The organism is Micromonospora sp. WMMA1996, from assembly GCF_002573675.1.
Lineage (GTDB): Bacteria > Actinomycetota > Actinomycetes > Mycobacteriales > Micromonosporaceae > Micromonospora > Micromonospora sediminicola.
Map to the genome: position 1 here is coordinate 3,687,211 of NZ_PDHU01000001.1, position 26,624 is coordinate 3,713,834.

Here is a 26,624-nt window from a genome sequence, read left to right on the forward strand (position 1 = left end):
CGGTTCCTCTCAGGCGGTGGTGACGTCGACGCGCCAGGTGGAGAAGCGACGTTCCCCGGCGACGAGGAGCTGGTTGACCACCAGCCCGATGGCGGAGATGGTGATGATCCCGGCGTACATGTCGGGTATCGCGAAGTTGTACTGCGCGTAGTTCACGAGGTAGCCGAGCCCGGCCTTGGCACCCACCATCTCGGCGGCGACCAGCACCAGGATCGAGTACGCCCCGGCGAGCCGGACGCCGGTGAACAGGGTCGGCACGGACGCCGGCAGGATCACCTTCTGGAACAGCCGCAGGTGGTTCAGGCCCATCGAGCGGGCCGAGCGGACCAGCAGCGGGTCGACCCCCTTCACCCCGGCGATCGTGTTCAGCAGGATCGGCCAGGAGCAGGCGTAGACCACCAGGGCGATCTTGGAGGTCTCGCCGAGGCCGAGGATGAGCACGAAGACCGGCAGCAGCGCGAGCGCGGCGGTGTTGCGGAACACCTCCAGCAGCGGACTGAGCAGGTCGGCGAGGGGCCGGTACCAGCCGATCAGCAGGCCCAGCGGGATGGCGGTGACCACGGCGAGCGCCAGGCCGGTCAGCGACCGGGTCAGGCTGGCGCCCACGTGCTCGGCCAGCTGGCCGCTGCGCAGCAGCTCCCACCAGGCGACGAGCACCTCGGACAGCGGCGGCAGGAAGACCCGGTCGACCAGGCCGGTGCGGGGCACGACCTCCCAGATCGCGGCGAGCGCCAGCAGCGCGGCGCTGCGGTGCAGGACCCGGCCGCCGGTGGCGAGCAGCCGGCCGGGCCGGCGCACGACGGCGGCCGGGGCGACGGCGGGCGCCGCGGTCGGGCGGGCCGGGGGCGCGGCGACGTCAACCAACGGGGGCCTCCTCGCGTACGGCGGACTGCGCGGCCCGTACCTCGTCGCGCAGCAGCGTCCAGATCCGGTGCCGGTGGTGCCGGAACGCGTCGGTGGACCGGACGTCCTCCTCCGCGTCCCGGTCGCCCAGCTCGATGTCGATGACCTGCTTGATCCGGCCGGGCCGCGACGTCATCACGGCGACCCGCTGGCCGAGGTGCACGGCCTCGTCGATGCCGTGCGTGATGAACACGACGGTCTTGCCGGTGGCCTGCCAGATCCGCACCAGCTCGTCCTGGAGCGAGTCGCGGGTCTGGGCGTCGAGCGCGGCGAACGGCTCGTCCATGAGCAGCACGTCCGGGTCGTACGCGAGGCTGCGGGCGATGGCGACGCGCTGCTTCATGCCGCCGGACAGCTCGTGCGGGTAGCGGTCGGCGAAGCCGGTGAGCCCGACCAGGTCGAGGTGGTGGGCGACCAGGTCGGCGCGCTCGGCGCGGGGCAGGCCCTTGGCCTCCAGCCCGAACGCCACGTTGCCGGCGGCGGTGCGCCAGGGCAGCAGCGCGTACTGCTGGAAGACGATGCCCCGGTCCAGGCCGGGCCCGGTGACGGGGCGGCCGTCGACCAGCACCTGCCCGTCGGTCGGGGTGGCCAGCCCGCCGAGCAGGTCGAGCAGGGTGGACTTGCCGCAGCCGCTGGGACCGACGACGACCAGGAACTCGCCGGGGCGTACGCCGAGGGTGAGGCCGTCGAGCGCGGTGACCGCGCCGCCTGCGCCACGCCGGCCGGGGAAGACCTTGCGCACCCGGTCGAAGAGGATCTTGTCGGTGCTCACGCGCCACCGCCCGGGTTGGCGAACGCGTTGAACCGGTTGGTGTAGAGGTCGGCCGGCTTCGGCCGGGCGCCCTTGAGCTCGCCGGCGTCGGCCAGCCAGTCGATCCAGGTGGCGAACTCCCGGTCGGTGATGACGCCGCCGGTCTCCGCCACGCCGCTGGACTTCCAGTAGTTCACCAGCGTGGCGTCCTCGTTGCGGCCGCGCTTGTCGATGATGGACCGCAGCCGGGCCACCACCGTCTCCCGTGGTTGGGTGCGTGCCCACTCGATGGCCTTGCCCACACCGGTGACGAACGCCCGCACGGTGTCCGGGTTGCGGGCGATGAAGTCGTCGCGGAACACGTAGCTGCCGGCGCTGAACGCCCCGAGCAGCTCGTAGTCGGTGAAGACGGTGCGGATTCCGCCGTTGGCGACCGCCTTGTCGCGGATCACGCCGCCGAGCACCGCCAGGTCGATCTGCCGGGCGCGCAGCGACTGTTCGGTGTTGACCGGGGGCAGCGCGACCAGCTCGACCCGGGCGATCTCGGCCGGGGTCAGGCCGCCCCGGGCCAGCCAGGTCCGCAGCACGGCCTCGGCGTGCGCGCCGAGCGTGTTCATGCCGACCCGCTTGCCGATCAGGTCGCGGGGGGCACGGATCGGGCTGCCGTCGAGCACGTAGTAGCCCTGGAAGGTCTGCGCGTCGGAGCCGTAGTAGCTGACCACGGCGGTGATCGGGGCGTTGGCGGCCTGGAGCTTGACGATCGCGCCGTTGAACGCGCCGCCGAAGTCGCTCTGGCCGGTGGCGGTGGCCTGGATGTCGGCCGGCCCGCCGGTGACGTTGCCGATCCAGTTGAGCTTCACGTCGCCGAGGTAGCCGAGGTCGGCGGCGAGTTCGGGGAGCGTCACCTGGCCGACCGAGCCCTGGTAGCGCAGTTCGGTGGTCTGGGCGCCGTCGGCGTCGGCGTCGGCGCCGCATCCGGCGGTGGTGGCGAGGGTGAGCAGGGCGACGGCGGCGGCGAGGGCACGCCGGAACGTTCGGAGGGAGGGCATGGCGGAGTCTCCTGATCTGTCCACGATGTGGTGGAGGGGGCCCACGGGGGCCGGGAGCGCACGCCGTACCGCGCCGGGCCACGGTGCGCCGGCGGGGGGAACGGACGGGCGGAGGGGGAACGACGAGCGCTCGGCTCAACAGAGCGCGCTCGCGTGCCGGACCAGGTCGACGTGCACGCGAGCGGTGAGGAGAAGCTCGTTCCGCTGCGACATGTCCTCATGCTGCCGGCCGTTCTCTCCGCCGGTCAACGCCCTTCCAATCAGTGAGACTTTCATCGCTGGCTTTGTTACGAGCCGTCGCCACCAGCATTTACCACCCCTTAACACCTACCCGTTGAATAGAGATTGTGCCGGGCGGTAGGCCCACCGTCCAGAGCGGATCCGACCGGGTTTCGCGAAACGTCGATCCGGGCATGTTCGATGCCGCAGAGGCAGGGAGACGAAGAAGGAGGCACCCCCGATGGGCGTCCAGTTCCGCAAGCGCAAGAAGTACGGGCCGCTGATCCTCCACTTCACCCAGAACGGGTTCTCCTCGTGGAGCATCAAGATCGGCCGTTGGTCCTGGAACTCGAACACCCGCGCCCACCGCGTGGACCTTCCGGGGCCGCTCTCCTGGAAGCAGGACAAGGCCTGACGGTCCGCGGACCGTTACGACGAAGGGGACGCCGGCGGTTCGCCGGTCGTCCCCTTCGTCGTCCGGGCCGGGTTCGCCGTTCGGCCGCCGACGAGGACCCCCCGACGGAACAATCTCGACATGGCGGATCTGACCCTGCGGCGGATGCGGCGGCGGGCCGTCGCGGCCTGCGTGCTGATGCTGGTCGGCTACTTCCTGGTGCCGGTCGAGGCGGACCCGAACGGGCTGCGGCTGGCCCTGCGGTCCGCCGGCACGCTGCTGCTGGTCGCCGTGGTCGCGTTCCTGGTCACCGGCCAGGTCCGCCGCCAGCTCACCCGCGAGCAGCCGACCGGCCGGGAGGAGGACCGGGCGCTCACCCGGCTCGCCGTCGCGCTGATCGCCGGGCTGCTGGTCTTCGCGTTGGCCGACTACGTGGTGGCGGACACCCGGCCCGGTGAGTTCGTCGGGCTGCACACCCGGATCGACGCGCTCTACTTCGCCCTGGCGACGCTCACCACGATCGGCTACGGCGACGTGCACGCCCAGGGGCAGATCGCCCGGGTGGCCGTCTGCGCCCAGATGGTCTTCAGCATCGGCGTGGTCGCCACCGGGGCGTCCGTGGTGGTCAGGCAGATGACCCAGCGGTCGGGGCGACGCTGATCCGCACGTCGCCGCCGAGCCGGCCGTGCTCCGGGTCGCGGGTCACCGCGCCGGCGGCGAGCATCGAGGCCAGCGCGCGGTTGGCGTCGGCGGGCCGGTAGACCGTGTCCGTCGCGGCGAAGCGGCGCAGCTCGCTGACCGTCCGCGGGCCGGAGCGCGCCAGCTCGGCCAGCAACTCGCGCCGCAGCGGGCCGGGCTCGGGCTCCAGCGAGATGTCGAGCAGCCGGCCCTGCGGATCGGCCGGGTCGCGGTAGCGCACCCCGGCGTACTCGTCGACCGCCCAGAGCGCCTCCTTGACCGCCTCCAGACCCCGGTCGGAGCCGGTGGCGTAGCCGAGCAGCCGGGCCGGCCCGTCCCCCACCAGCTCGACCTCGGTGACCAGCGGAAAGCCGGCCGCGGCCAGCGCCGGGCGCAGCGACCGGCCGGGCGCGGTGACCAGCAGCAGCTCGGCCGGGCGGCCGGACGCGGCGGCGGCCAGCAGGGCCGGGTCCGGCTCGGCGCCGTCGACGAGGGTGAACAGCGGCGCGCCGGCCGCCCCGGCCGCCTTGAGCGCCACCGGCAGCCGGTCCGGCGAGCCGGGCACCACGTGCACGGCGACGTCGCCCGGCAGGTCGGCCTCGGCCGCGCCGAGGCGCGCCGGCAGGTCCGGGTCGGCGTCCGCCAGCACCAGCACGGTCAGCCGTCGCCCGCGCAGCCGGTCGGCGAACTCGGCCACCACCCGCAGCGCCGCCTCCGCGCCGACGGCGGCGCCCCCGGCGTACGCGAGCGCGAGCGTGGCCCGCCGGGCCCGGTGCAGCGCCGCGGGGAGCCAGTGGTCGAGCTGGCGGACGAGCAGCTCGCGCAGGACGGCGTCGGTCGACATGGTGCCGTTTCTACCGCACCCGGGCGGCGTCGTGGCCGCGTACCCCGGTCAGGCCGGGACGGAGATGCCCACGCCGCCGCGGGTCTGGCCGCCGTAGCGCTGCCGCTCGCGGTCCAGGTCGAGCCGGCCGATCCGCTTGCGGGCGGCGAGCGCGGCGTCGTCCAGCAGGGCGGCCGGGACGATCCAGACGATCTCGAACTCCAGCCCGTCCGGGTCGCGGCCGTAGAGGCTCTTGGTGGTGCCGTGGTCCGACGTGCCGACCAGCGCGCCGGCGGCGGCCAGCCGCTCGCCGGTGGCGCCCAGCTCGTCGAGCGTGTCCAGCTCCCAGGCCAGGTGGTAGAGGCCGACGGTGGCCCGGCCGGCCTGCGACGCCCCGGCCGCCGCGCCGATCTCGAACAGCCCGAGGTCGTGGTCGTTGGTGGAGTCGGGCGCCTGGAGGAAGGCGGCGCCGCGGAAGCCGTCCGGCGTCATCGGGACCCGGCGGAAGCCCAGCACGTCGCGGTAGAAGGCGACGCTGCGCTCCAGGTCACTGACGTAGAGGACGGCGTGGTTGAGCCGGTGGATTCCCATGGCTCCGACGGTACCCCGGCTTGGTTGAGCGTTCAACAGCCGGCGTTATGATGGTCGTCATGACCCGGTGGCTGGAACCCGACGAGCAGCGGACCTGGCGCGCCTTCCTCACCGCCTCCCGGGCGCTGATGGAGACGCTCGACCGCGAGCTGCAACGCGACGCCGGCATGCCGCACGCCTACTACGAGATCCTGGTCCGGCTCTCCGAGGCCCCCGACCGGCGGCTGCGGATGAGCGACCTGGCCGACGCCACCGGCTCCTCGCGCAGCCGGCTCTCGCACGCCGCCGCCCGCCTGGAGGCCGCCGGCTGGATCCGCCGGGAGGACTGCCCCACCGACCGGCGCGGCCAGCTCGCCGTGCTCACCGACGACGGCTTCGCCACCCTGGCCGCCGCCGCCCCCGGCCACGTCGAGGGGGTACGCCGGCACCTGTTCGACGCGCTCAGCCCGGCCCAGGTCGACCAGCTGCGCCGGATCAGCGAGACGCTCGCCGTCCACCTGACCGGATCGGGACCAAACTGATCCACTCCGGGGGTTGTACTTACCGTCGCCGGATGAGCACGATGGGGCGTGTCCTCCGGCTTCGCTGACCTGACCGTCCAGGCGCACCACCTGGTGTCCGAAGGCGACCTGACCGGCGCGCAACGGCTGCTCGCCGACGCGCTCAGCGACGCCGACCCCCGCCCCGCCAACGCCTCCCCCGAGCTGGCCGAGGCCGCCGGGTTGCAGGCCCGGCTGCTGGTCGCGCTCGGCGAGCCGCACTCCGCCCGAGGCTGGGCCGCGTTCGCGTACGCGGCGACCACCCGGCTGTTCGGCCGCTCCGACGAGCGCACCGTCACCGCCGCCGCCACCCTGGCCGCGGTGCTGCACCGGGTCGGCAGCGACGCCCGGGCGGCCCGGCTCTACTCCGACGTCATCATCGAACTGACCGCCCGCGACGGGCCGGAGTCCCAGCGGGTGCTGGCCGCCCACGCCGACCTGGCCACGGTGGAATACGCGCGCGGCCAGTGCGAGGTGGCCCGCGACCGGCTCCAGGACGCGTGGGAGCTGCACCGCGAGGTCTACGGCGACGGCCACCCCAGCGGCATCAAGATGCTGGCCAAGCTCGGCGCGATGGAACGCGACTGCGGCCGGTACGCCGACGCGCACGAGCACCTGGCGCTCGCCGAGGACCTGTGCCGGGCCCACCTGGACTCCGACGACCCGCTCGCCGGGCAGGTGGCCGGGCTGGCCCGGGCCGCCGCCGACCCGGACCACGTCTGCCCCGCGCCCGAGCCGCCCGCCCCGGAGACCCCGGTGGTGCCCGCCGCCCGCGTCCCCCCGCCCGCCGAGGGTCCCCCCGACCTGCCGCCCTACACCCCGCCCGCGCTCGACGACCCGGTCCAGACGCCGCTCTACCACCCACCGGGCCGGGGCGCCGACGCGGCGCACGTGCCCACGCCCCGCACCCCGCCCGAGGCCGACGGCGACGCGTTCGACGACTACCCGTGGCCGCCGGACGACCCGGTCGACCAGCCGTGGCGGCCCGGCGAGGACGCGCTGCCCCGACCGTGGTCGGGCTCACCGACGACCCGCCGCCGGGCGTACGCCGGGTGCCGCCGGCCGACCTGCCCGGGCCACCGTCGCGCTACCTGCCGGTGCACGTGCCCCGGCCGCCCGCCGCCGAGCCGCGCGCCCGGCCCTGGCTGCCGCTGGCGGTGCTCGGGGTGGTGGTGGCGCTGCTGCTCGGCACCATCGCGGTGATCGCCGGGGTGTCCCGGGTGGACGACGCCCGCGACACGCCGCCGCCGGCGTCGAGCGGCCCGCCGGCCTCGACGCGTCCCGCCCCGACCACGCCGCCGGCCGCCTCCCCGGGCACCCCGCCCGGGCGGCTCGCGCTCACCGACCGGCGCGACAGCATCGTGCTGAGCTGGACCTACCCGACCGGCGCGGAGGGCCCGGTGGTGATCGCCGGGGGCCGCTCGGGCCAGCCGCAGGGCACGTTCGCCACGCTGCCGGCCGGCTCCACCGACTACATCGCCTACGGCCTCGACCGCACCACCGACTACTGCTTCACCGTGGCGCTCGTCTGGTCCACCGACAGCGTCGCGCGGACCGGGCCGGTCTGCACGAAACGGCGCCGCTGACACCTCACTCCGGGTCCGGCTCGGCCAGCGCCGGCAGGCGTACCGTCGCCCGCAGCCCGGGCGCGACGGCGCCCGGCGTCGCGTCCGCCAGCTCCACCGTGCCACCGGCCCGGCGCACCAACTCGCGCACGATGGCCAGGCCGAGGCCCGCGCCGCCGGCGTCCCGGGCCCGCGCGTCGTCCAGCCGGGTGAACCGGGCGAACACCCGCTCCCGATCCGCCGCCGGGACGCCCGGCCCGTCGTCGGTCACGGTGACCAGGTGGTACGCCCCGGTCGGGCCGGTCACGGCCAGCTCCACCGCGCCGTGTGCGTGCCGCAGCGCGTTGTCCACCAGGTTGACCAGCACCCGGCGCAGCTCCCCCGGATCCCCCTCGACCCACCACGCCCCGCTCGGCACGACCAGCCGCACGGGCGGGGACGGGTAGCGGGCGGCCACCGCGCGCAGCAGCCCACCCAGCTCCACCGGACCCACCGGCGACGGTCGCGCCGCCTGCTCGTCCAGGCGGGCCAGCAGCAGCAGGTCGTCGACCAGGCGGCCCAGCCGCTCGGTGTCGGCCAGCAGGTCGTCGGCCACCGCCGGCCAGTCGGTGTCGCCGCCGAGCCGGCGGGCCACCTCCAGCTCGGTACGCATGTTGGTCAGCGGGCTGCGCAACTCGTGCGCGGCGTCGGCGACGAACGCCCGCTGCCGGTCCCGGGACGCGGCCAACCGGTCCAGCATGTCGTTGAGCGTCACCGCGAGCCGGTGGATCTCGTCCTGCCCGGCCGGCACCGGCAGGCGTTCCGCGCCGGCCCGGCCGGTGATCTCGGCGGCGCCGCTGCGCAGCTCCTCCACCGGGCGCAGCGTCGCGCCGACCACCCGCCACGCCACCACCGCCAGCCCGGCCACCAGCAGCGGGAAGCCGACCAGCAGCAGATTGCGCACCACGTGCAGGCTGTGCCGGACGTCGGAGAGCGACTTGGCCACCAGCACCGTGCGCGGCTCCTGGGGCGTGCCGGCCGGCACCGTCACCACCCGCACCGGCCCGGACATGCCGACCCGCTGCCCGTCCACCACCAGCCGCTGCCGCTGCCCGGGCCGCAGCTCGTCCGGGCCGAGCATCGGCACCAGGCGGTCCGCGTCGATCGACGCGGCCCGGATCCGGGCCTGCCCGTCGACCACCTGCACCCGCAGCTGCCCGCCGGCCACCGGCAACGGGTCCGGCAGCGCGTCCTCGGCGGTGAGCAGGGCGACCGCGTCGGCGGTGCGCAGCGCCTCCTCGTCCACCGACCGTTGCAGCGTCCAGCCGAGCGCGCCGAGCAGCAGCGCGCCGCCGAGCGCGAACCCGAGCACCAGCCCGAGCACGCCCAGCGCCAGCAGCCGGGCCCGCAGTCCCAGGCGGCGCAGCGGGCGGATCACGTGGCCAACCGGTAACCGGCGCCCCGGACCGTCTCCAGCCGCTCCCGGCCGATCTTGCGGCGCAGGTAGCCGACGTAGACCTCCACCGCGTTCGGCGCGGTGTCGACCGAGGCGTCCCAGACGTGGTCCAGCAGCTCGGTCTTCGACACCACCTCGCCGGCCCGGCGCATCAGGTAGTCGAGCAGCGCGTACTCGCGGCTGGTCAGCACCACCTCGACGTCGTCCCGGGTGACCCGCCGCCGGGCCGGGTCCAGGCGCAGGTCGCCGACCGTCAGCACGGCCGGCCGCCGGGGCGCGCCGCGGCGCAGCAGCGCCCGCAGCCGGGCCAGCAGCACCACGTACGAGAAGGGCTTGGTCAGGTAGTCGTCGGCGCCGCAGTCCAGCCCGTCGGCCTGGTCGTACTCGCCGTCCTTGGCCGAGAGCATCAGCACCGGCAGCCAGCGCTGCTCGGCGCGCAGCCGGCGCACCACCTCGTAACCGGAGAGGCCGGGCAGCATCACGTCGAGGATCATCGCGTCGTACTCGCCGTGCCGGGCCGCGTCCAGCCCCTCCGGGCCGGTGCCGGCCACGTCGACCACGAAGCCCTCCGCCGACAGGCCCCGCCGCAGCGCCGCGGCGAGCCGCGTCTCGTCCTCCACCACCAGCAACCGCACCGGTCCAGGGTGCCACCATGGGGTCACCCGTAGGGGATCTCCTCAGCGTCGTCACAGCGACGATCGCGCAGCATGGAGCGCAGGAGGTGCACACTATGTCCGTGATGAAGAACCGCGCCGTGCTGCGCTGGCTGGTCCCGGTGACCGCGGGGGTCGCCGTGATCGGTGGTGGCGCCGCCGTCGGCACGTTCGCCGCCGGCGCCGACCCGGCCCTGCCGCCGCGCAGCGCGGCCCAGCTGCTGGAAGACCTGCGTACGTCCCGCCTGGACGGGCTCTCCGGCACCGTGGTGCAGCGCGCCGACCTCGGTCTGCCGCCGATCGCCGCGCTCGCCGGCCAGGCCACCGGCAACCAGCTCGCCGGCCTGGTCTCCGGCACGCACACGCTGCGCGTCTGGTACGGCGGCGAGGACCGGCAGCGGCTCGCCCTGGTCGACACGCTCGGCGAACAGGACGTGCTGCGCAACGGGCGCGACGTCTGGACCTGGAACAGCCGGGAGAACACCGCCTTCCACCGGAAGCTGCCGGCCGACGGCAAGGACCTGGCGTCCGCGCCGGCCACCCCGGCCGACGCCACCGAGCAGGCGCTGGCCGCGATCGACCCGACCACGGCGGTGACCGTGGGCCGCTCGGCCACGGTGGCCGGTCGGGACGTGTACGAGCTGGTGCTCACGCCGCGCGACAAGGCGTCGCTGGTGCACCAGGTGCGGATCGCGCTGGACGCCAAGGAGCACGTGCCGCTGCGCTTCGAGGTGCTCGCCGACGGCGCCGACGAGCCGGCGTTCGAGGTGGCCTTCACCCAGGTCGACTTCCGGACCCCGGACGCCGACCAGTTCCGCTTCAACCCGCCGCCCGGCGTCAGGGTCACCGAGGCGCCGGCCGACGAGCGGCCCGGGCCGGCCGGCCGGATGCCCGGTGCGCCGGGCGCCGGCAAGGCCACCGGCGGGGCGGACGCCGACCGCCCCGACGTGCGTACCGTCGGCACCGGCTGGACCACCGTGGTGGTCGCCAAGCTCGACGAGGCGCTCGGCGCGGGCGCCGGCGGCGCGAAGGCCGGCAAGGACGCGCCGGACGCGGAGATGCTGAGCCGGGTGCTCGGTGACCTGCCGAAGGTCAGCGGCGACTGGGGAAGCGGCCGGCTGCTCAGCGGCAAGCTGTTCAGCGTGCTGCTGACCGACGACGGCCGGGTGCTCGCCGGGCTGGTCACGCCGGAGCGGCTCTACCAGGCGGCCAAGGGCTGAACCGCCGCGCTCGGGGCCCGGTCGACGGACGTCGACCGGGCCCCGAGCCGTGTCCGGGCTTGGTCGGGTGGCGGGCGACGCGCTATCTTTCTCAGTTCAGGCACAAAAAAGGAATGGCTTTTGAATGCCATTCCTGCGGCAATTTTAGTCAATGAGGAGCCGGCTTGTCAATGCACTCCGACGTGGCGGGTGACCTGCACCAGGACGACGAGATCGGTCGCGAGCAGGAGTACGTCTCGATGCTCTACGACCGGCTGGACGGCATGCGGGACCAGGCCGCCCGCCGACTCGACGAGGAGTTGCGCCACACCGGCGGCACCCAGCAGGCGCGGTCGCAGCGCGACGCCACCGTCGCGATGTACGCCGACCAGGTCGAGCAGTTCTCCGCGGTCGAGTCCGGCCTCTGCTTCGGCCGCCTCGACGGCGACGACGGCGTCGCCCGCTACATCGGGCGGATCGGCATCTTCGACACCTCCGGCGACTACGACCCGCTGCTGATGGACTGGCGCGCCCCGGCCGCCCGCCCGTTCTACCTGGCCACCGCCGCCAACCCGCAGGGCGTACGCCGGCGGCGGCACCTGCGTACCCGCGAGCGCAAGGTCACCGGGCTCAACGACGAGGTGCTGGACATCACCGCCGCCTCCCCCACCGCGCACGAGGAGGTCACCGGCGAGGCGTCGCTGCTCGCCGCGCTCAACGCCGGGCGTACCGGCCGGATGCGCGACATCGTCGAGACGATCCAGGCCGAGCAGGACCGGATCATCCGCGCCGACCTGCCGGGCGTGATGGTGGTGCAGGGCGGGCCGGGCACCGGCAAGACGGCGGTGGCGCTGCACCGGGCCGCCTACCTGCTCTACACGCACCGGCAGCAGCTCTCCACCCGGGGCGTGCTGCTGGTCGGCCCGAACGCCACGTTCCTGCGCTACATCTCCCAGGTGCTGCCGGCGCTGGCCGAGACCGGCGTGCTGCTGCGTACCCAGGCCGACCTCTTCCCCGGGGTGCACGCCCGGCGCGTCGAGCCGGCCACCACCGCCGCGCTCAAGGGCCGCGCCGTGCTGACCGAGGTGCTCGCCGCGGCGGTCCGGGACCGGCAGTGGGTGCCGGCCGAGCCGATCACGATCGAGCTGCCCCAACGCGAGGTGCTCACGCTCGACCCGGAGACGGTCCGCCAGGCCCGCGACCGGGTCCGCCGCACCGGCCGGGCGCACAACCTGGCCCGCGCGCTGTTCGACATCGAGATCGTGCACGCGCTCGCCGACCAGGTGGCCGAGCGCATCGGCGCGGACCCGCTGGGCGGGGAGAACCTGCTCTCCGAGGCGGACCGGGCCGAGATCCGCCGCGAGCTGCGCGAGGAGCCGGAGATCCGGGCCGCGCTGGACGAGCTGTGGCCGGTGCTCACCCCGCAGCGCCTGCTCGCCGACCTGTTCGCGTCGCCGGAGCGGATCGCCGCCGCCGCGCCGATGCTCACCGACGCCGAGCGGGCCGCCCTGCACCGGGAGCCCGGCGGCTGGACGCCGGCCGACGTGCCGCTGCTGGACGAGGCCGCCGAACTGCTCGGCGAGGACGAACGCGCCGCCGCCGCCCGCCGGGAACGGATCCGCGCGATGGAGCGCGAGTACGCCGAGGGCGTGCTGGAGATCTGGCGCGGTTCCCGCTCGATCGACGTGGAGGACGAGGCCGACGGCGGTGAGATCCTCGGCGTGACCGACCTGATCGACGCCGCCCGGCTCTCCGAGCGGCAGGAGGAGTCCGACCGGCTCACCACCGCGCAACGCGCCGCCGCGGACCGGACGTGGGCGTTCGGGCACGTCATCGTCGACGAGGCGCAGGAGCTCTCGCCGATGGCCTGGCGGCTGCTGATGCGCCGTTGCCCGAGCCGGTCGATGACCGTCGTCGGGGACGTCGCGCAGACCGGCGCGCTGGCCGGCACCCCGTCCTGGGGGGAGGCGCTGGCGCCGTACGTGGCGGACCGGTGGCGGCTGGAGGAGCTGACCGTCAGCTACCGCACCCCCGCCGAGATCATGGCGGTCGCCGCCGACGTGCTCGCCGAGATCGACCCGGCCCTGCGCCCGCCCCGCTCGGTACGCGCCACCGGCGTACCGCCGTGGGACCGCACCGTCGCGGCGGCCTCGCTGGTCGACGCGCTGGTCGAGGCGACCGCGCGGGAGGCCGCCGGGCTCGGCGACGGGCGGCTCGGCGTGATCGTGCCGACCGGGCGGGTGACCGAGCTGGGCGGCGCGGTCGTCGCGGCGCTGCCCGAGGCGGCCGTCGGCGAGCAGCCGGAGCTGGCGAACCGGGTGGTGGTGCTGACCACCGAGCAGGCCAAGGGGCTGGAGTTCGACTCGGTGCTGGTGGTGGAGCCGGAACGGATCGTGTCCGAGTCGCCGCGCGGGCACAGCGACCTCTACGTCGCGCTCACCCGCGCCACCCAGCGACTCGGGATCCTCCGCGTGTAAGGAAGGGCCCCTCCTTAACGCATCCGGTAGAGGAGGGGCCCCTTCTTAACAACTGTCAGCCCGGGTTGGCGCCCTCGTCGGTGAAGTTGCCGACCTGGGCGCCGCTGGCCGAGGCGTCACTGGTGGAACCGCCGGACGGGGTGCTCATCCCACCGGTCGTGGCGTCCCCGGTGGTGGTCGGCGCCACCGTGCCCGGGTGCCGCTCCGGCTGCCGGGCCACCCGCCGCACGCTGGCCGGGCCGGCGGTGCCACCGGTCGTGGTGACCGCGCCCTGGCCCCGGGTGGGGCCGCCGTCGCGCAGCACGGTCGGGTCGACCGGAACGTGCGCCGGGTCGTCCGGATCCGACTCCTGGATCATCCGCTCCACGTCGGTCTGCGGCACGGTGACCTCGTCGAGCGCGCCCTCGCCGTACACGCCGCCGGCGACCCGTCGCTCGGCCTGCCGGGCGGCGTCCTGCCGCATGTCGTCCTCACGCACGTCAACCACCTCGTCGCTCCGGTGTCGGGTGTCAGTGATGCGTGCCCGAGGGCCGGTGGCTGAAACCGGCCCACCCCCGGTGGCGCCGGGTATACGCCCCGCTGTCCGGTTCCCCGCAGGGGCGACGACGGCCGGGCATCCGGCGGTTAGCTTGTCTCCGGGGTCGGGTAGTCGGAGGGTGCCCCCGCCACAGAGCGCGAACCGTGCCGTGGCCGACCTGCGGTAGCGGGGCGAGGGTGTGCAGGTAACGACTCATCAAATCCTGAGGAGGACCAGATGAGCACGCAGGCTGCATCCACCAGGCCGATGAACCGGCCGATGTCCGACGTCCAGAACCGGGCGAGCATGCAGGACACGTCGACCCGTCAGATGCCGTCGATGCACGACGGCCACCGGGAGCAGATGCCCAGCCCCGGCACCGAGACGAAGCAGGCGTTCCTCACCACCGAGTTCTGGGTGTACGCCGCGGCCGCCGCGGTCGTCGTGATCGCCGCGTTCTGGCGGGGTACCACCGCCAACGGCCTGAACATCAACAACCCGAACCAGGCCTGGTGGTACCTGACCGCGCTGACCGGCGCGTACCTGGTCAGCCGGGGCCTGTCGAAGGCGGGCAGCGCGCGTCGCTCCGGCAAGGAGCGTCGAGGCCGGCACTGACCCTCACGGTCACGCCAACGGCGACGCCCCCGGGACCTGCGTCCCGGGGGCGTCGTCGCGCGCCGTCACTCCTCGCCGAAGTCCCCGCCGTCGTCGCCCTCGAAGGCGTCCTCGAGCATCTCGCCGGCGACCAGACCGCCGGCCACACCGAGCGCGGCGCCGGCCATCATGCCGCCCATCCCGGAGCCCCGGTGACCGTGGTGTCCCGGGTAGCCGTGGTGGCCGTGCGGCGCGCCGAAGCCCTGGGCGCGCAGGCCGCCGTAGCGGGACGTGGTCTCGCGCAGCCAGCCGTCGACCACCTGGGTCCAGTCGGTGCGCGCGGCGTCGCTGTGCGGGATCGAGTACCGGCCGAAGGCGTCGTGCCCGGCGCTGAGGAAGCCGCCGCGCTTGTCGCACTCCAGGATCACCTCGACACCCTGCTGGCTGGTCACGAACGTCAGCTCGACCTCGTTGACCGTCTGCGCGTACTGCGGCGCGGCGAAGAACTCGATCTCCTGGTAGAACGGCAACGTCTGCGGGACCCCGTAGATGTGGCCGCGCTCCAGGTCGGCGTGCTTGAACCGGAAGCCCAGCGCCTGGAAGGCGTCCAGGATCCGCTCGTGGATCGGCAGCGGGTGCACCGACACCTGGTCCAGGTCGGACTTGTCCACCGCCCGGGCCACCGCCAGCTCGGTGCGCAGGCCCATGGTCATGCCGCGCAGCCGCTGCCCGTAGACGTCGGTGACCGGGGTCTCCCACGGCACCGGCATCTGGAACGGAATGGCGAGCTGCTGCTTCGGGGCCAGCTCGAACGCGCCGCTGACCGGCATCCGGTGGAACTCCATGACGCCGGCGTACTCGGTGTCGCCGCCCTCGATCTCGACCCGGGTGACCAGGCCGAGGGTGATCTGCTCGATCCGCGCCGGAGCGTCGCCGCCGACCAGGTTGACGTGCCCGTCCAGGGCCAGGCCGGGCCGGGTGTTCGGGTTGGTCAGCACGGTGTCGACGCTCGGGCCACCCACGCCGAACGCGCTCAGCATCTTCTTGAAGACCATCGCAACTCCGCTTCCGCCGTAGGCGCGCTCCACCCTGGAGCACGCGGGCCGTGCAGGGCACCCTAAATGGGACGGCTGAGAAGTGCCTGAAAGCGGACGGGACGCGCCGCCGGGACGCTCAGTCGGTGGGGACGACGATCAGTTCGCCCACCTGCTCGCCGAGTTGACGGCGGGCCTCGACCGGGAGCCCACCGTCGGTGATGAGCACGTCGGCCTCCTCCAGTGGGGCGATGGTGGCGATGCCGATGGTCTCCCACTTCGTGTGGTCGGCGAGCACGACCAGCCGGCGGGCGGCGCCGATCAGGCGGCGGTTCACCGCCGCCTCCAGCAGGTTGGGGGTGGTGAAGCCGGTGCGCTGGCTCATCCCGTGCACGCCGAGGAAGAGCAGGTCGACGTTGAGCGCGGCGATGGCGGACTCGGCGACCGGGCCGGTCAGCGCGTCCGACGGGGTCCGGATACCGCCGGTGAGCACGACGGTCTGGTCGGCGCGGGGATTCTGGTAGAGCGCGTCGGCGACCGGGATCGAGTTGGTGACCACGGTCAGCCCGCGTACCTCGGCGAGTCGGGCGGCCAGCGCGGCGGTGGTGGTGCCGGCGGAGAGCGCCACGGCCATGCCCGGCTCGACCAGCCCGGCGGCCCGCTCCACGATCGCCTGCTTCTCGGCCCGCTGGCGGGCCGACTTGGCCGCGAAGCCGGGCTCCTCGGTCGAGCCGGGGCCGGCCAGCGTGGCCCCGCCGTGCACCTTGTCGACCAGGCCGCGTTCGGCGAGCACCTCCAGGTCCCGCCGGATGGTCATGTCCGACACGCCGAAGCGGCTGACCAGGTGGCTGACCCGGACGCCGCCGCGCTGGCGGATCAGTTCCAGGATGGCGCTCTGCCGTTGCTGGGCCAGCATCAGACCTCCACCTCGCGGACCACCGCCACCTCCCCCGCCGGCACCACCAGCTCGCCGTCGCACCGCTCGCCGCTGAGCAGCTCGACGCCGGTGGCCGGCAGCCGGGCCGACCCGTCGGTGTGGTTGACCACGAACAGCCAGCTCCGCTCGGCCGAGCGGCGGCGGACCACCTCCACCCCGGCCGGCGCGGCCACCGGCGGCCGCACGCCGGCCTCGGCGAGCAGCCGGGCCACCAGCCGGTCGGTGGCCGCGTCGTCGAGCCGGGTGCCGACGTACCAGGCGGCGCCCGCGCCGACCGCGTGGCGGGTCAGCGCCGGCACGCCGGGCAAGGGCCCGTCGGCGTACGCGGCGAGCACCTCGGCGCCCTCGGCGTGCAGCCACTCGGTCCACACGTCGGCGCGGGCGCCGTCGTCGAGGCGGACCGTCTCGCCGGCGCGCAGGGGGAAGAACTCCTCGGTGCGTACGCCGAGCAGGTCGCGGAACGCGCCGGGGTAGCCGCCGAGCCGGATGTGGTCGTGCTCGTCGACGATGCCGCTGAAGTAGGTGACCAGCGCGGTGCCGCCCGCCTCGACGAAGCGGCGCAGCGCGTCGGCGTCGGCGTCGCGGGTCAGGTAGAGCGTGGGCGCCAGGACGAGCCGGTAGCGGGACAGATCCGCCGACGGGTGCACCACGTCGGCGGTGACCCCGGCCCGCCAGAGCGCGCCGTGCAGCGCGGCGAGCCGGTCGGTGTAGGTGACGTCGACGCTCGGGTGGGAGTCGAGTTCCGCGCCCCACCAGGCCTCGTAGTCGAACAGCAGCGCGACGTCGGCGGCGACCCGGCTGCCGCGTACCTCGGCCAGCGCCCGCAGGTCGGCGCCGAGCCGGCGGACCTCGCGGAACACCTTGGTGTCCGGCCCGGCGTGCGGGACCAGCGCGGAGTGGAACTTCTCCGCGCCGGCCCGGGAGGCGCGCCACTGGAAGAAGAGCACCCCGTCGGCGCCACGGGCCACGTGGGCGAGGCTGTTGCGCCGCATCTGACCGGGCGTCTTGGCGATGTTGCGGGGCTGCCAGTTGACCGCGCTGGTGGAGTGCTCCATCAGCAGCCACGGCGCGCCGCCCGCCACGCCCCGGGTCTGGTCGGCGGCGAGCGCGAGGTTCACCTGCGGTCGCGGGTCGGCGGCGGTGAGGTAGTGGTCGTTGGCGACCACGTCCACGTCCGACGCCCACGAGTGGTAGTCCAGATACTTGATGCCGGTGCCGATCATGAAGTTGGTGGTCACCGGCTGCGGGACGAGCCGGTTCAGCAGCTCCCGCTCGGCGCGCAGCTGGGCGCGTTGCTCGTCGGAGGAGAAGCGCAGGAAGTCCAGTTGCTGCGTCGGGTTGGCGAACGTCGGCGCGGCGCGCGGCGGGTTCACCTCGGCCCAGTCGTGGTAGCGCTGGCTCCAGAACGCGGTGCCCCAGGCGGCGTTGAGCGCGTCCAGGTCGCCGTAGCGCTCGCGCAGCCAGCGCCGGAACGCCTCGGCGCTGACGTCGCAGTAGCAGTGCACGTTGTGACAGCCCAGTTCGTTGGAGACGTGCCAGAGGACGACCGACGGGTGTGCCGCGTAGCGCCGCGCCACCGCCTCGACCAGGCGGAGCGAGCGGTCCCGGAACACCGGTGAGCTGGGGCAGTACGCCTGCCGGCCGCCGGGCCACAGCACGGCGCCGTCGGCACGCCGGGGCAGCGTCTCCGGGTGCCGGTGGGCCAGCCACGGCGGCGGGCTGGCGGTGGCGGTGGCCAGGTCGACGCGGATCCCGCCGGCGTGCAGCAGGTCGAGCGCGCGGTCCAGCCAGCCGAACTCGTACCGGTCCGGGGCGGGCTCCAGCAGGGCCCAGGAGAAGATGCCGACCGACACCAGGTTGACCCCGGCCTGGCGCATCAGCGCGACGTCCTCGGCCCACACCTCCTCGGGCCACTGCTCCGGGTTGTAGTCGGCGCCGTACCAGATGCCCTCGCCGTGCCAGTTCCGCATGACAGCAGAGCGTGCCCCCGGCCGCGACTCAAGTCAACACTTTCCAACATCGACAAAAGTTACAACGTTTACCGGCTCTTTCCCCTGCCACAGCTCGGTTATCGCCGCCCGTTTGCCCTCTTGACAGCGCCGAACCAAGGGGTAGCTTCAACCGCCACCGGCTATTTCTGTTCGGACATGTGGATTCTCGGTGAATCTCGTAGCGCACCTCTTCCACGCAGGAGGCACAGTGTCCCGTCCCCGCTCGCAGGCCGAGTACCTCGCCCGGCTCGTACCCCCCTCCGTCGCCGGCCTGAACCGGCGCTCCCTGCTGGCCGGCGCGGCCGGCGCGGGCGCGCTGCTCGGCACCGGCCTGCTCGCCGGCTGCGGCGACTCCGACTCCGGTTCCGGCGGGGACGCCAAGAGCGTCTCGCTCGGCTCGAACCAGTCGGACCCGAAGCCCAAGGACGTCGTCGCCAAGGTGATGGACGGCTTCAAGACGTCCTCCGGGGTGACCGTCGCCGTCAACACGGTCGACCACAACACGTTCCAGGAGAACATCAACAACTATCTGCAGGGCAAGCCGGACGACGTGTTCACCTGGTTCGCCGGCTACCGGATGCGGTTCTTCGCGGCCAAGGGCCTGGCCGGTGACCTCAGCGACGTGTGGGGCAAGCTCGACGGCTACTCCGACGCGTTCAAGAAGGCGTCGACCGGCGACGACGGCAAGCAGTACTTCGTGCCGGCGTCCTACTACCCGTGGGCGGTCTTCTACCGCAAGTCGGTCTGGCAGCAGCGCGGTTACCAGGTGCCCAAGACGCTGGACGACCTGAACACGCTCGGCGCGCAGATGAAGAAGGACGGGCTGAACCCGATCGCCTTCGCCGACAAGGACGGCTGGCCGGCGATGGGCACGTTCGACGTCCTCAACCTGCGGATCAACGGCTACCAGTTCCACATCGACCTGATGGCCGGCAAGGAGGCGTGGACCTCCGACAAGGTCAAGAAGGTCTTCGACACCTGGGCCGGCCTGCTCCCCCTGCACCAGCCGGACTCGCTCGGCCGCACCTGGCAGGAGGCCGCCCAGTCGCTGCAGCAGAAGAAGAGCGGCATGTACCTGCTCGGTCTCTTCGTCGGCCAGCAGTTCAGCGGCGCCGACCTGGAGGACCTGGACTTCTTCACCTTCCCCGAGATCGACTCCACGATCGGCGCGAAGGCCCTGGACGCGCCGATCGACGGCTACATGATGGCGCGCAAGCCGAAGTCCAAGGACGCGGCGGAGAAGCTGCTGACGTACCTGGGTTCGAAGGACGCCGCGAACATCACCGTGAAGAACGACCCGAGCACGCTGGTCGCCAACAGCGGCGCGGACACCGCCGGCTACACCGCGCTGCAGAAGAAGGCCGCCGAACTGGTCGGCTCGGCCACCGAGATCGCCCAGTTCCTCGACCGGGACACCCGGCCGGACTTCGCCTCCACCGTGATCATCCCGGCGTTGCAGCAGTTCATCAAGGACCCGAAGGACATCAGCGGGCTGCTCACCAGCGTCGAGAACCAGAAGAAGTCGATCTTCACCAGCTGACGGCGGAAGGGGGAAGGACATCATGTCCGACCTGCCCCTGATCCAAGCGGATCGCGCCGTGCCGCCGCCGGCCGCGACCACCACCACCGGTGGTCGCGGTCGCCGGCTACGGCTCCTGTCCCGCACCGACCGCGTGGTGATCACGCTGATGGTGTTGGTGCCCCTGCTGCTCGTCACCGCCCTGGTCTGGCTGCCGGCGGTGACGACCGTGCTGCTCTCCGGCACGGACTGGGACGGCATCGGCCCGATCGGCGAGATCGACTGGGTCGGGTGGAAGAACTACGACGACGTGGTGAACATCTACCCGCCGTTCGTCCCCGCGGTGCAGAACAACCTGCTCTGGCTGGCCGCGCTGTTCGTGGTGGCCACCCCGTTCGGCATGTTCCTCGCCGTGCTGCTGGACAAGGAGCTGCGCGGCAGCCGGTTCTACCAGACCGCGCTCTACCTGCCGGTGGTGCTGTCGCTGGCGCTGATCGGCTTCGTCTGGCAGCTCATCTACAGCCGGGACCAGGGCCTGCTCAACGGCGTGTTCGGCGGCGACACCGACTGGTACGGCGACCCGAACGTCAACATCTGGGCGGTGCTGGTGGCCGCCGGCTGGCGGCACGTCGGCTACATCATGCTGCTCTACCTGGCCGGGCTCAAGGGCGTCGACCCGTCGCTGCGCGAGGCCGCCGCGGTGGACGGCTCCTCCGAGACCAGCACGTTCTTCCGGGTGGTGTTCCCGGTGATGCGCCCGATCAACATCATCGTGCTGGTGGTCACCGTGATCGAGTCGCTGCGCGCGTTCGACCTGGTCTGGGTCATCAACAAGGGCCGCAACGGGCTGGAGCTGATCTCCGCGCTGGTCACCCAGAACGTGGTCGGCGAGGCGAGCCGGATCGGCTTCGGCTCGGCGCTGGCGACGATCATGCTGATTGTCTCCCTGGTCTTCATCACCATCTACCTCTGGACCGTGATGCGGGAGGACAAGCGATGACCGCCGCCGTCTCCACCGGGCGCCGTCGGCCGCTGCGGCCGGCCCGGGTGGTCCTGCACCTCTTCCTGGGTACGGTCGCGATCGGCTGGCTGTTCCCGATCCTCTGGGCGGTGCTGACGTCGTTCCGCTCCTACGAGTACACCGCCGCCAACGGCTACGTCTCGCTCGGCGGGTGGACGATCGACAACTACGTGACCGCGTGGCGCACCGCCGAGTTCGGCAAGCACTTCCTCAACTCGGTCTACATCACCGTCCCGGCGGTGCTGCTCACGCTCTTCCTCGCCTCGTGCGTGGCGTTCGTGATCGCCCGGTTCAGCTGGAAGCTCAACATCGCGCTGCTCGGCCTGTTCACCGCCGCGAACCTGCTGCCGCAGCAGGCCCTGCTCATCCCGCTGTTCCGGATGTTCACCGAGATCCCGCTGCCGGCCTGGATGAGCGACTCGGAGCTGCTCTACGACAGCTACTGGGGGCTGATCCTGGTCAACGTCGCGTTCCAGTGCGGCTTCTGCGTGTTCGTGCTGAGCAACTACATGAAGGCGCTGCCGCACGAGCTGTACGAGGCCGCGATGGTCGACGGGGCGAGTGTGTGGCGGCAGTACTGGCAGGTGACCATGCCGCTGTGCCGGCCGGCGCTGGCCGCGTTGGCCACGCTGGAGGTGACCTGGATCTACAACGAGTTCTTCTGGGCCACCGTGCTCATGCGTACCGGCGACAAGTTCCCGGTGACCAGTTCGCTGAACAACCTGCGCGGCGAGTTCTTCACCGACAACAACCTGGTCTCGGCCGGCTCGGTCCTGGTCGCGGTCCCCACCCTGGTGATCTTCTTCCTGCTCCAGAGGCAGTTCGTCCGGGGCCTGACGCTGGGAGCCTCCAAGGGATGACGATCGTCCACCTGCGCCGCGCGCGGACCAGCCTGGTGCTCGACGCGCGCGGCCCGGGCCTGCCCCGGGTCGTGCACTGGGGCGCCGACCTCGGGCCGCTGCCCGCCGATGACCTGCCCGCGCTGGTCGACGCCACCGTGCCGCCGGTGGTCCCGAGCAGCTTCGACGCGCCCACCGTGCTGTCGCTGCTGCCCGAGGCGAGCGCCGGTTGGAGCGGCCGGCCCGGCCTGGCCGGTCACCGCGAGGGCCGGGACTGGTCCACCTCGTTCCGCCTGGTCGACCTCGACGTACGCGACGAACGCGCGACGCCACCCCCCGACGGCACCGCGGCCGTCGGGCCCGAGCTGTTAGGAGGGGCCCCTTTACCTGCACCAGGCGTTAACAGGGGGCCCTTCCTTTCCACTGTCGAGGTGCGGGCGGTGGACCCGGGGGCGGGGTTGCGCCTGACCGTCGAGATCGCGCTGGACGCGGCGGGACTGCTGACGCTGCGACACCGGCTGCGCAACGACGGCGACGGACGCTACGAGCTGCGCGAGCTGACGCCGGTGCTGCCGGTGCCGGCGGTCGCCACCGAACTGCTCGACCTGACCGGCCGCTGGTGCCGGGAACGCGCGCCGCAGCGGCACCCGTGGCCGATGGGCGCCTGGGTCCGCGAGGGACGGCACGGACGTACCGGGCACGACGCCACGCTGCTGCTGGTCGCCGGCACTCCCGGCTTCGGCTTCGGGCACGGCGAGGTGTGGGCGGTGCACACCGCCTGGAGCGGCGACCACGTCACCGTGGCCGAGCGTCGCCCGACCGGCGAGGCCACGCTCGGCGGCGGCGAGCTGCTGGCCCCCGGCGAGATCGTGCTGGGGCCGGGCGAGGAGTACGCCTCTCCCCTGCTCCACGCCGCGCACTCGGCCGACGGGCTGGACGGGCTCAGCGACGTGCTGCACACGCACCTGCGGGCCCGGCCGAAGCATCCGCGCACGCCGCGACCGGTGACGTTGAACGTGTGGGAGGCGGTCTACTTCGACCACGACCTGGACCGGCTGCGGACGCTCGCCGACCGGGCCGCCGAGGTGGGGGTGGAACGCTTCGTGCTCGACGACGGCTGGTTCCGCGGCCGGCGGCACGACCTCGCCGGGCTCGGCGACTGGTGGGTAGACGGCGAGGTCTGGCCGGACGGGCTGCAACCGCTGATCGACCACGTCCGCGCGCACGGCATGCAGTTCGGGCTCTGGGTCGAGCCGGAGATGGTCAACCCCGACTCCGACCTGTTCCGGGCCCACCCGGACTGGCTGCTCCAGGCGCCCGGCCGGCTGCCGCCGGAGTGGCGGCACCAGCAGGTGCTCGACCTGGTCAACCCGGACGCGTACGCGTACGTGCTCGGCCGGCTCGACGCGGTGCTGCGCGAGCACGACGGCATCGCGTACCTGAAGTGGGACCACAACCGGGACCTCACCGAGGCCGGGCACGCCGGCCGGCCCGGGGTGCACGCGCAGACCGTGGCCGTCTACCGGCTGCTCGACGAGCTGCGCGCCCGTCATCCGGGCCTGGAGATCGAGAGCTGTTCGTCCGGTGGCGCCCGGGTCGACCTGGAGATCCTGCGCCGCACCGACCGGGTCTGGGCCAGTGACTGCAACGACGCGCTGGAACGGCTGTCCATCCAGCGCTGGACCGGCCTGCTGCTCCCGCCCGAGCTGATCGGCACGCACATCGGGCCGGAGCGCTCGCACACCACGCACCGGGTCCACGACCTGGGCTTCCGGGCGGTCACCGCGCTCTTCGGCCACCACGGCATCGAGTGGGACATCACCGCGATCGACGCGACCACCCGCGCCGAACTCACCGCCTGGGTGGCGCTGCACAAGCGGCTGCGTCCGCTGCTGCACGGCGGCCGGGTGGTCCGGGTCGACCACCCCGACCCGGCCGTACAGGCCCACGGCGTGGTCGCCCACGACCGCTCCGCGGCGGTGTACGCGGTCAGCCGGGTGGCCACCTCGGCGGCCCAGGTGCCGGGCGCGGTGCGGTTGCCGGGGCTGGACCCGCACCGGCGCTACCGGGTCCGCCCGCCGGCCGGGGTGCCGGAGCCGGCGCTGCTGGAGCTGACGCCCCCGGCCTGGCTGGCGTCCGGCGCGGGGGTGACGCTGAGCGGGTCGGTGCTGGCGTCGGTCGGTCTGCAACTGCCCGCCCTGCACCCGGAGCAGGCGCTGCTGGTGGAGGCCGTCGCCGCCTGAGCGTCAGTCCTCCGCGGCGTCGAACGCCGTACGGGCCCTCTCGATCTGCGGCATGTGCGCGTCGGCCCACTCGAGGAGGGCGTCGACGGGACCGCGCAGCGTCTTGCCCAGCGGGGTGATCCGGTATTCCACCGCGACCGGGCGGGTGGCCACGACGCGGCGTTCGACGATGCCGTTGCGTTCGAGTCGGCGCAGCGTCGCGGTCAGCGACTTCTGGGTCACGGCCGGAACGGCGCGGCGCAGCTCGTTGAAGCGGCACGGCCGCTCGCACAGCTCGTTGAGGATGCTGAGCGACCACTTGTCCAGCACCTGGTCGAGCAGGTCGCGGTGGGGCGCGTCGATCCGCAGCTCACCGGCGCGAGGGGCGGTGGTATCGCGCATGAAACCAGGTCTCCTTGAAGTGTCCTTCGTCAACTAGGTATCAATGGTAAACCTCAGCACGTCCACCAGAGGAGACATGATGCCGGTCATCCGCTTCAGCCCCGACGGCCTTCAGCCGCACACGCCCTACGACCACGTGGCGGTGTCCACCGGGTCACGCCACATCCATGTCAGCGGCCAGATCGCCCGACGCGGCGACGGCACGCCCGTCGCGCCGGGCGACCTGAGCGGACAGGTCGCGCAGGTGCTGCGCAACACCGCCCTCGCCCTCGCCGGCGCCGACGCCTCCTTCGACGACGTGGTGCGGCTGACCTTCTACGTCACCGGGTGGAAGCCCGAGCGGATCGAGCCGTTCATGGCCGGGATCGAGTCGGTCGCCGAGGAGCTGGGTCTGCCCCGCCCGCTGCCGCCGGCCTCACTGATCGGCGTGGAGCACCTCTTCGAGCCCGACGTGCTCGTCGAACTGGAGGCGACCGCGATCACGGGGTGACCGGACCTCCCCGGAACTTTCTTCGCCGGCGGATGTCGAGAACCGGGGTGGCGGCTTCTACCGGAGGGTGCAGGCACCGACAATCGGTGCTCGGGCGTGAGGAGCGAATCGTGAAGTACATGCTGCTGATGCAGTTCAGCGCCGCCGGGGCCGAGTTCCCGTCCGTCGACACCTGGACGCCGGAGGAGTTCCGCGCCCACATCGACTTCATGGGCGAGGTCAACGCCAAGCTCGTGGCCGACGGGGAGTTCGTGCAGGGCGAGGGGCTGGGCGGGCCGCAGCAGGCCCGGATCGTGCGGGCCGGCGCGAACGGCGCGCCGGTGGTCACCGAGGGCCCGTTCGCGGAGACCAAGGAGTTCCTGGCCGGCTTCTGGATCGTCGACTGCGAGACCCCGCAGCGGGCGGCCGAGATCGCCGCGTTCATCTCCACCGCGCCCGGCCCGGGCGGACGGCCGCTGAACATGCCGATCGAGGTGCACCCGGTGATGTCCGGCCCGCCGCAGGAGATGTGACGCTGACCGACCACACCGTCGAGGACCTGCTGCGCGAGCTGGCGCCGCAGGTCCTCGGCGTGCTCGCCCGCCGCTTCGGTGACTTCGCCACCGCCGAGGACGCGGTGCAGGAGGCGTTGCTGGCGGCGACCCGGCAGTGGCCCGCCGAGGGGGTGCCGGAGCATCCGCGCGGCTGGCTCACGCAGGTCGCGTACCGGCGGATGATCGAGCTGGTGCGGGCCGAGACGGCCCGGCGCGACCGGGAGGAACGCGCGGCCCGGCGCTCCGGCGACGACCGGCGGACCGCGCCGGCCGCCGACGAGCCGCTGACCGGCGAGCGGGACGACACGCTGGTGCTGCTGTTCCTCTGCTGCCACCCGACGCTGAGCACCCCGTCGGCGATCGCGTTGACCCTGCGCGCGGTGGGCGGCCTGAGCACCGCCGAGATCGCCCGCGCGTTCCTCGTCCCCGAGGCCACCATGGCGCAGCGGATCAGCCGGGCCAAGCAGCGCATCCGCGACTCCGGGCTGCCCTTCCGGATGCCCGAGCCGGCGGACCGGCAGGCACGCCTGGCCGCCGTGCTGCACGTGCTCTACCTGATCTTCACCGAGGGGCACACCGCCAGCCTCGGCGACGACCTGCGCCGGGTCGACCTCTCCGAGGAGGCGGTCCGACTGACCCGGGAGATGCGCCGGCTGCTGCCCGACGACAGCGAGGTGGCCGGGCTGCTCGCCCTGATGCTGCTCACCGACGCGCGCGCCGCCGCCCGGACCGGCCCGTCGGGCGAGTTGATCCCGCTGGCCGAGCAGGACCGCTCCCGCTGGGACGCCGCCGCGATCGCCGAGGGGACGGCGCTGGTCACCGCCGCGATGGCCCGGGGGCCGGTCGGGCCGTACCAGATCCAGGCCGCGGTCGCCGCGCTGCACGACGAGGCGCCGAGCGCGGCGGACACCGACTGGCCGCAGATCCTCGCGCTGTACGGCGTGCTGGAGCGCCTCACCGGAAGCCCGGTGGTGGCGCTCAACCGGGCCGTCGCCACCGCCATGGTGCACGGCCCGGCCGCCGGCCTGGACGCGCTCGCCGGCCTGGCCGGTGACTCCCGGCTGGCCGGCTCGCACCGGCTCGACGCGGCCCGCGCGCATCTGCACGAGATGGCCGGCGACCGCGACGCCGCGGTGACCCACTACCGGGCCGCCGCCGCGCGGACCACCAGCCGCCCCGAGCAGGAGTATCTCCAGCTCCGCGCCGCCCACCTGGCCACACCACCCCCTCGGCCCTGAGCCAGGAGTTT

The 26,624-nt window shown here is 73.4% G+C and carries 26 protein-coding genes and 1 pseudogene; 14 read left to right on the forward strand and 13 right to left on the reverse strand.

Features of this window, described 5'->3' with window-relative positions; genetic code table 11:
* Window positions 1-9: 9 nt before the first annotated feature.
* The 4 genes from COO58_RS16940 to COO58_RS31245 all read right to left on the reverse strand — a co-directional run bounded on the left by COO58_RS16940 (window position 10) and on the right by COO58_RS31245 (window position 2,979).
* Window positions 10-864 (reverse strand): ABC transporter permease, encoded by an 855-nt coding sequence (locus tag COO58_RS16940; RefSeq protein WP_091579089.1) that lies wholly within the window; start codon window positions 862-864, stop codon window positions 10-12.
* Window positions 857-1,675 carry an ABC transporter ATP-binding protein gene (locus tag COO58_RS16945; protein ID WP_098745686.1) on the reverse strand — a complete coding sequence of 273 codons (819 nt, stop codon included), beginning with the start codon at window positions 1,673-1,675 and terminating at the stop codon, window positions 857-859. Before COO58_RS16945 ends, COO58_RS16940 begins: the two co-directional genes overlap by 8 nt.
* Window positions 1,672-2,703 (reverse strand): ABC transporter substrate-binding protein, encoded by a 1,032-nt coding sequence (locus tag COO58_RS16950; RefSeq protein WP_098745688.1) that lies wholly within the window; start codon window positions 2,701-2,703, stop codon window positions 1,672-1,674. The genes COO58_RS16945 and COO58_RS16950 overlap by 4 nt, the downstream gene beginning before the upstream one ends.
* Window positions 2,704-2,838: 135 nt before the next feature.
* Entirely contained in the window at window positions 2,839-2,979 is a 141-nt protein-coding gene (locus tag COO58_RS31245; protein ID WP_369700186.1) for a putative leader peptide, read from the reverse strand.
* A gap of 184 nt (window positions 2,980-3,163) precedes the next feature.
* On the opposite strand from COO58_RS31245, the gene COO58_RS16955 reads away from it, so the two are divergent.
* Together COO58_RS16955 and COO58_RS16960 are read left to right on the forward strand one after the other, a co-directional pair.
* Window positions 3,164-3,337, forward strand: coding sequence for a DUF4236 domain-containing protein (locus COO58_RS16955; RefSeq protein ID WP_064498970.1), 174 nt, complete (start codon window positions 3,164-3,166; stop codon window positions 3,335-3,337).
* Between the two features lie 120 nt (window positions 3,338-3,457).
* On the forward strand, window positions 3,458-3,976 hold the full coding sequence (locus tag COO58_RS16960) for a potassium channel family protein (RefSeq protein ID WP_091579097.1): 519 nt from the start codon (window positions 3,458-3,460) through the stop codon (window positions 3,974-3,976).
* Here the strand turns inward: COO58_RS16960 and COO58_RS16965 are convergent.
* Together COO58_RS16965 and COO58_RS16970 are read right to left on the reverse strand one after the other, a co-directional pair.
* Window positions 3,942-4,838, reverse strand: a complete 897-nt coding sequence (locus COO58_RS16965) for a hypothetical protein (protein WP_098745689.1) — start codon at window positions 4,836-4,838, stop codon at window positions 3,942-3,944. The genes COO58_RS16960 and COO58_RS16965 overlap by 35 nt on opposite strands.
* Window positions 4,839-4,886: 48 nt before the next feature.
* A complete protein-coding gene (locus COO58_RS16970; RefSeq protein WP_098745691.1) occupies window positions 4,887-5,408 on the reverse strand; it encodes a VOC family protein in 522 nt (173 codons plus the stop codon).
* A 50-nt stretch (window positions 5,409-5,458) separates the two neighbouring features.
* On the opposite strand from COO58_RS16970, the gene COO58_RS16975 reads away from it, so the two are divergent.
* The gene (locus COO58_RS16975; RefSeq protein ID WP_098746406.1) at window positions 5,459-5,929 is read left to right on the forward strand and encodes a MarR family winged helix-turn-helix transcriptional regulator; all 471 of its coding nucleotides are present in this window, start codon (window positions 5,459-5,461) and stop codon (window positions 5,927-5,929) included.
* A gap of 48 nt (window positions 5,930-5,977) precedes the next feature.
* Window positions 5,978-7,533: pseudogene (locus COO58_RS16980) on the forward strand (tetratricopeptide repeat protein).
* Between the two features lie 4 nt (window positions 7,534-7,537).
* Here COO58_RS16980 and COO58_RS16985 read toward each other — a convergent pair.
* Window positions 7,538-8,887, reverse strand: coding sequence for a cell wall metabolism sensor histidine kinase WalK (locus tag COO58_RS16985; RefSeq protein ID WP_098746408.1), 1,350 nt, complete (start codon window positions 8,885-8,887; stop codon window positions 7,538-7,540).
* A gap of 38 nt (window positions 8,888-8,925) precedes the next feature.
* Window positions 8,926-9,582, reverse strand: coding sequence for a response regulator transcription factor (locus COO58_RS16990; protein WP_091579106.1), 657 nt, complete (start codon window positions 9,580-9,582; stop codon window positions 8,926-8,928).
* 95 nt (window positions 9,583-9,677) lie between these two features.
* Here COO58_RS16990 and COO58_RS16995 point away from each other — a divergent pair, with 95 nt between their 5' ends.
* Both COO58_RS16995 and COO58_RS17000 read left to right on the forward strand, forming a co-directional pair.
* Window positions 9,678-10,820 carry a sigma-E factor regulatory protein RseB domain-containing protein gene (locus tag COO58_RS16995; protein WP_098745692.1) on the forward strand — a complete coding sequence of 381 codons (1,143 nt, stop codon included), beginning with the start codon at window positions 9,678-9,680 and terminating at the stop codon, window positions 10,818-10,820.
* A gap of 170 nt (window positions 10,821-10,990) precedes the next feature.
* Window positions 10,991-13,276, forward strand: a complete 2,286-nt coding sequence (locus tag COO58_RS17000) for an AAA family ATPase (RefSeq protein ID WP_176558886.1) — start codon at window positions 10,991-10,993, stop codon at window positions 13,274-13,276.
* 55 nt (window positions 13,277-13,331) lie between these two features.
* Here COO58_RS17000 and COO58_RS17005 read toward each other — a convergent pair whose 3' ends face one another.
* Window positions 13,332-13,754 (reverse strand): hypothetical protein, encoded by a 423-nt coding sequence (locus COO58_RS17005; RefSeq protein ID WP_176558828.1) that lies wholly within the window; start codon window positions 13,752-13,754, stop codon window positions 13,332-13,334.
* Window positions 13,755-14,072: 318 nt separating this feature from the next.
* On the opposite strand from COO58_RS17005, the gene COO58_RS17015 reads away from it, so the two are divergent.
* Window positions 14,073-14,408, forward strand: coding sequence for a hypothetical protein (locus tag COO58_RS17015; RefSeq protein WP_176558887.1), 336 nt, complete (start codon window positions 14,073-14,075; stop codon window positions 14,406-14,408).
* A 65-nt stretch (window positions 14,409-14,473) separates the two neighbouring features.
* Here the strand turns inward: COO58_RS17015 and COO58_RS17020 are convergent, their stop codons facing one another.
* The 3 genes from COO58_RS17020 to COO58_RS17030 all read right to left on the reverse strand — a co-directional run bounded on the left by COO58_RS17020 (window position 14,474) and on the right by COO58_RS17030 (window position 18,328).
* On the reverse strand, window positions 14,474-15,442 hold the full coding sequence (locus tag COO58_RS17020) for a sporulation protein (protein WP_098745697.1): 969 nt from the start codon (window positions 15,440-15,442) through the stop codon (window positions 14,474-14,476).
* Between the two features lie 118 nt (window positions 15,443-15,560).
* Window positions 15,561-16,337 (reverse strand): DeoR/GlpR family DNA-binding transcription regulator, encoded by a 777-nt coding sequence (locus COO58_RS17025; protein WP_098745698.1) that lies wholly within the window; start codon window positions 16,335-16,337, stop codon window positions 15,561-15,563.
* Window positions 16,337-18,328 (reverse strand): beta-galactosidase, encoded by a 1,992-nt coding sequence (locus tag COO58_RS17030; protein WP_091579123.1) that lies wholly within the window; start codon window positions 18,326-18,328, stop codon window positions 16,337-16,339. Before COO58_RS17030 ends, COO58_RS17025 begins: the two co-directional genes overlap by 1 nt.
* A gap of 229 nt (window positions 18,329-18,557) precedes the next feature.
* Here COO58_RS17030 and COO58_RS17035 point away from each other — a divergent pair, with 229 nt between their 5' ends.
* The 4 genes from COO58_RS17035 to COO58_RS17050 are packed head-to-tail and all read left to right on the forward strand — an operon-like array spanning window position 18,558 to window position 23,971.
* A complete protein-coding gene (locus COO58_RS17035; protein ID WP_098745700.1) occupies window positions 18,558-19,889 on the forward strand; it encodes an ABC transporter substrate-binding protein in 1,332 nt (443 codons plus the stop codon).
* 22 nt (window positions 19,890-19,911) lie between these two features.
* Window positions 19,912-20,868, forward strand: a complete 957-nt coding sequence (locus tag COO58_RS17040; protein ID WP_098745701.1) for a carbohydrate ABC transporter permease — start codon at window positions 19,912-19,914, stop codon at window positions 20,866-20,868.
* Window positions 20,865-21,749, forward strand: a complete 885-nt coding sequence (locus COO58_RS17045; RefSeq protein WP_091579130.1) for a carbohydrate ABC transporter permease — start codon at window positions 20,865-20,867, stop codon at window positions 21,747-21,749. Before COO58_RS17040 ends, COO58_RS17045 begins: the two co-directional genes overlap by 4 nt.
* Window positions 21,746-23,971: an alpha-galactosidase gene (locus tag COO58_RS17050; protein WP_098745703.1), complete on the forward strand. Its 2,226-nt coding sequence runs from the start codon at window positions 21,746-21,748 to the stop codon at window positions 23,969-23,971. The genes COO58_RS17045 and COO58_RS17050 overlap by 4 nt, the downstream gene beginning before the upstream one ends.
* Window positions 23,972-23,974: 3 nt before the next feature.
* Here the strand turns inward: COO58_RS17050 and COO58_RS17055 are convergent, their stop codons facing one another.
* Window positions 23,975-24,352 carry a helix-turn-helix domain-containing protein gene (locus tag COO58_RS17055; protein WP_098745704.1) on the reverse strand — a complete coding sequence of 126 codons (378 nt, stop codon included), beginning with the start codon at window positions 24,350-24,352 and terminating at the stop codon, window positions 23,975-23,977.
* A 79-nt stretch (window positions 24,353-24,431) separates the two neighbouring features.
* Between COO58_RS17055 and COO58_RS17060 the strand changes: the two genes are divergently transcribed.
* The 3 genes from COO58_RS17060 (at window position 24,432) to COO58_RS17070 (ending at window position 26,613) form a co-directional block, all read left to right on the forward strand.
* Window positions 24,432-24,842 carry a RidA family protein gene (locus tag COO58_RS17060; RefSeq protein ID WP_091583896.1) on the forward strand — a complete coding sequence of 137 codons (411 nt, stop codon included), beginning with the start codon at window positions 24,432-24,434 and terminating at the stop codon, window positions 24,840-24,842.
* Between the two features lie 119 nt (window positions 24,843-24,961).
* A complete protein-coding gene (locus COO58_RS17065; protein ID WP_255292706.1) occupies window positions 24,962-25,354 on the forward strand; it encodes a YciI family protein in 393 nt (130 codons plus the stop codon).
* 2 nt (window positions 25,355-25,356) lie between these two features.
* Complete coding sequence (locus tag COO58_RS17070) at window positions 25,357-26,613, forward strand: RNA polymerase sigma factor (RefSeq protein WP_176558888.1); 1,257 nt, start codon at window positions 25,357-25,359, stop codon at window positions 26,611-26,613.
* Window positions 26,614-26,624: the final 11 nt, after the last annotated feature.

Excerpts from the sequence above, each read along its gene's own strand:
- COO58_RS17020 (WP_098745697.1), bottom strand. The coding sequence starts at position 15,442 with ATGGTCTTCAAGAAGATGCTGAGCGCGTTCGGCGTGGGTGGCCCGAGC.
- COO58_RS17025 (WP_098745698.1), bottom strand. The coding sequence starts at position 16,337 with ATGCTGGCCCAGCAACGGCAGAGCGCCATCCTGGAACTGATCCGCCAG.
- COO58_RS31245 (WP_369700186.1), bottom strand. The coding sequence starts at position 2,979 with ATGAAAGTCTCACTGATTGGAAGGGCGTTGACCGGCGGAGAGAACGGC.
- COO58_RS17055 (WP_098745704.1), bottom strand. The coding sequence starts at position 24,352 with ATGCGCGATACCACCGCCCCTCGCGCCGGTGAGCTGCGGATCGACGCG.
- COO58_RS17040 (WP_098745701.1), top strand. The coding sequence starts at position 19,912 with ATGTCCGACCTGCCCCTGATCCAAGCGGATCGCGCCGTGCCGCCGCCG.
- COO58_RS16955 (WP_064498970.1), top strand. The coding sequence starts at position 3,164 with ATGGGCGTCCAGTTCCGCAAGCGCAAGAAGTACGGGCCGCTGATCCTC.
- COO58_RS17060 (WP_091583896.1), top strand. The coding sequence starts at position 24,432 with ATGCCGGTCATCCGCTTCAGCCCCGACGGCCTTCAGCCGCACACGCCC.
- COO58_RS17065 (WP_255292706.1), top strand. The coding sequence starts at position 24,962 with ATGCTGCTGATGCAGTTCAGCGCCGCCGGGGCCGAGTTCCCGTCCGTC.
- COO58_RS16960 (WP_091579097.1), top strand. The coding sequence starts at position 3,458 with ATGGCGGATCTGACCCTGCGGCGGATGCGGCGGCGGGCCGTCGCGGCC.
- COO58_RS17030 (WP_091579123.1), bottom strand. The coding sequence starts at position 18,328 with ATGCGGAACTGGCACGGCGAGGGCATCTGGTACGGCGCCGACTACAAC.
- COO58_RS16965 (WP_098745689.1), bottom strand. The coding sequence starts at position 4,838 with ATGTCGACCGACGCCGTCCTGCGCGAGCTGCTCGTCCGCCAGCTCGAC.
- COO58_RS17015 (WP_176558887.1), top strand. The coding sequence starts at position 14,073 with ATGTCCGACGTCCAGAACCGGGCGAGCATGCAGGACACGTCGACCCGT.
- COO58_RS17045 (WP_091579130.1), top strand. The coding sequence starts at position 20,865 with ATGACCGCCGCCGTCTCCACCGGGCGCCGTCGGCCGCTGCGGCCGGCC.
- COO58_RS16975 (WP_098746406.1), top strand. The coding sequence starts at position 5,459 with ATGGTCGTCATGACCCGGTGGCTGGAACCCGACGAGCAGCGGACCTGG.
- COO58_RS17050 (WP_098745703.1), top strand. The coding sequence starts at position 21,746 with ATGACGATCGTCCACCTGCGCCGCGCGCGGACCAGCCTGGTGCTCGAC.
- COO58_RS16995 (WP_098745692.1), top strand. The coding sequence starts at position 9,678 with ATGTCCGTGATGAAGAACCGCGCCGTGCTGCGCTGGCTGGTCCCGGTG.
- COO58_RS16970 (WP_098745691.1), bottom strand. The coding sequence starts at position 5,408 with ATGGGAATCCACCGGCTCAACCACGCCGTCCTCTACGTCAGTGACCTG.
- COO58_RS16950 (WP_098745688.1), bottom strand. The coding sequence starts at position 2,703 with ATGCCCTCCCTCCGAACGTTCCGGCGTGCCCTCGCCGCCGCCGTCGCC.
- COO58_RS17000 (WP_176558886.1), top strand. The coding sequence starts at position 10,991 with ATGCACTCCGACGTGGCGGGTGACCTGCACCAGGACGACGAGATCGGT.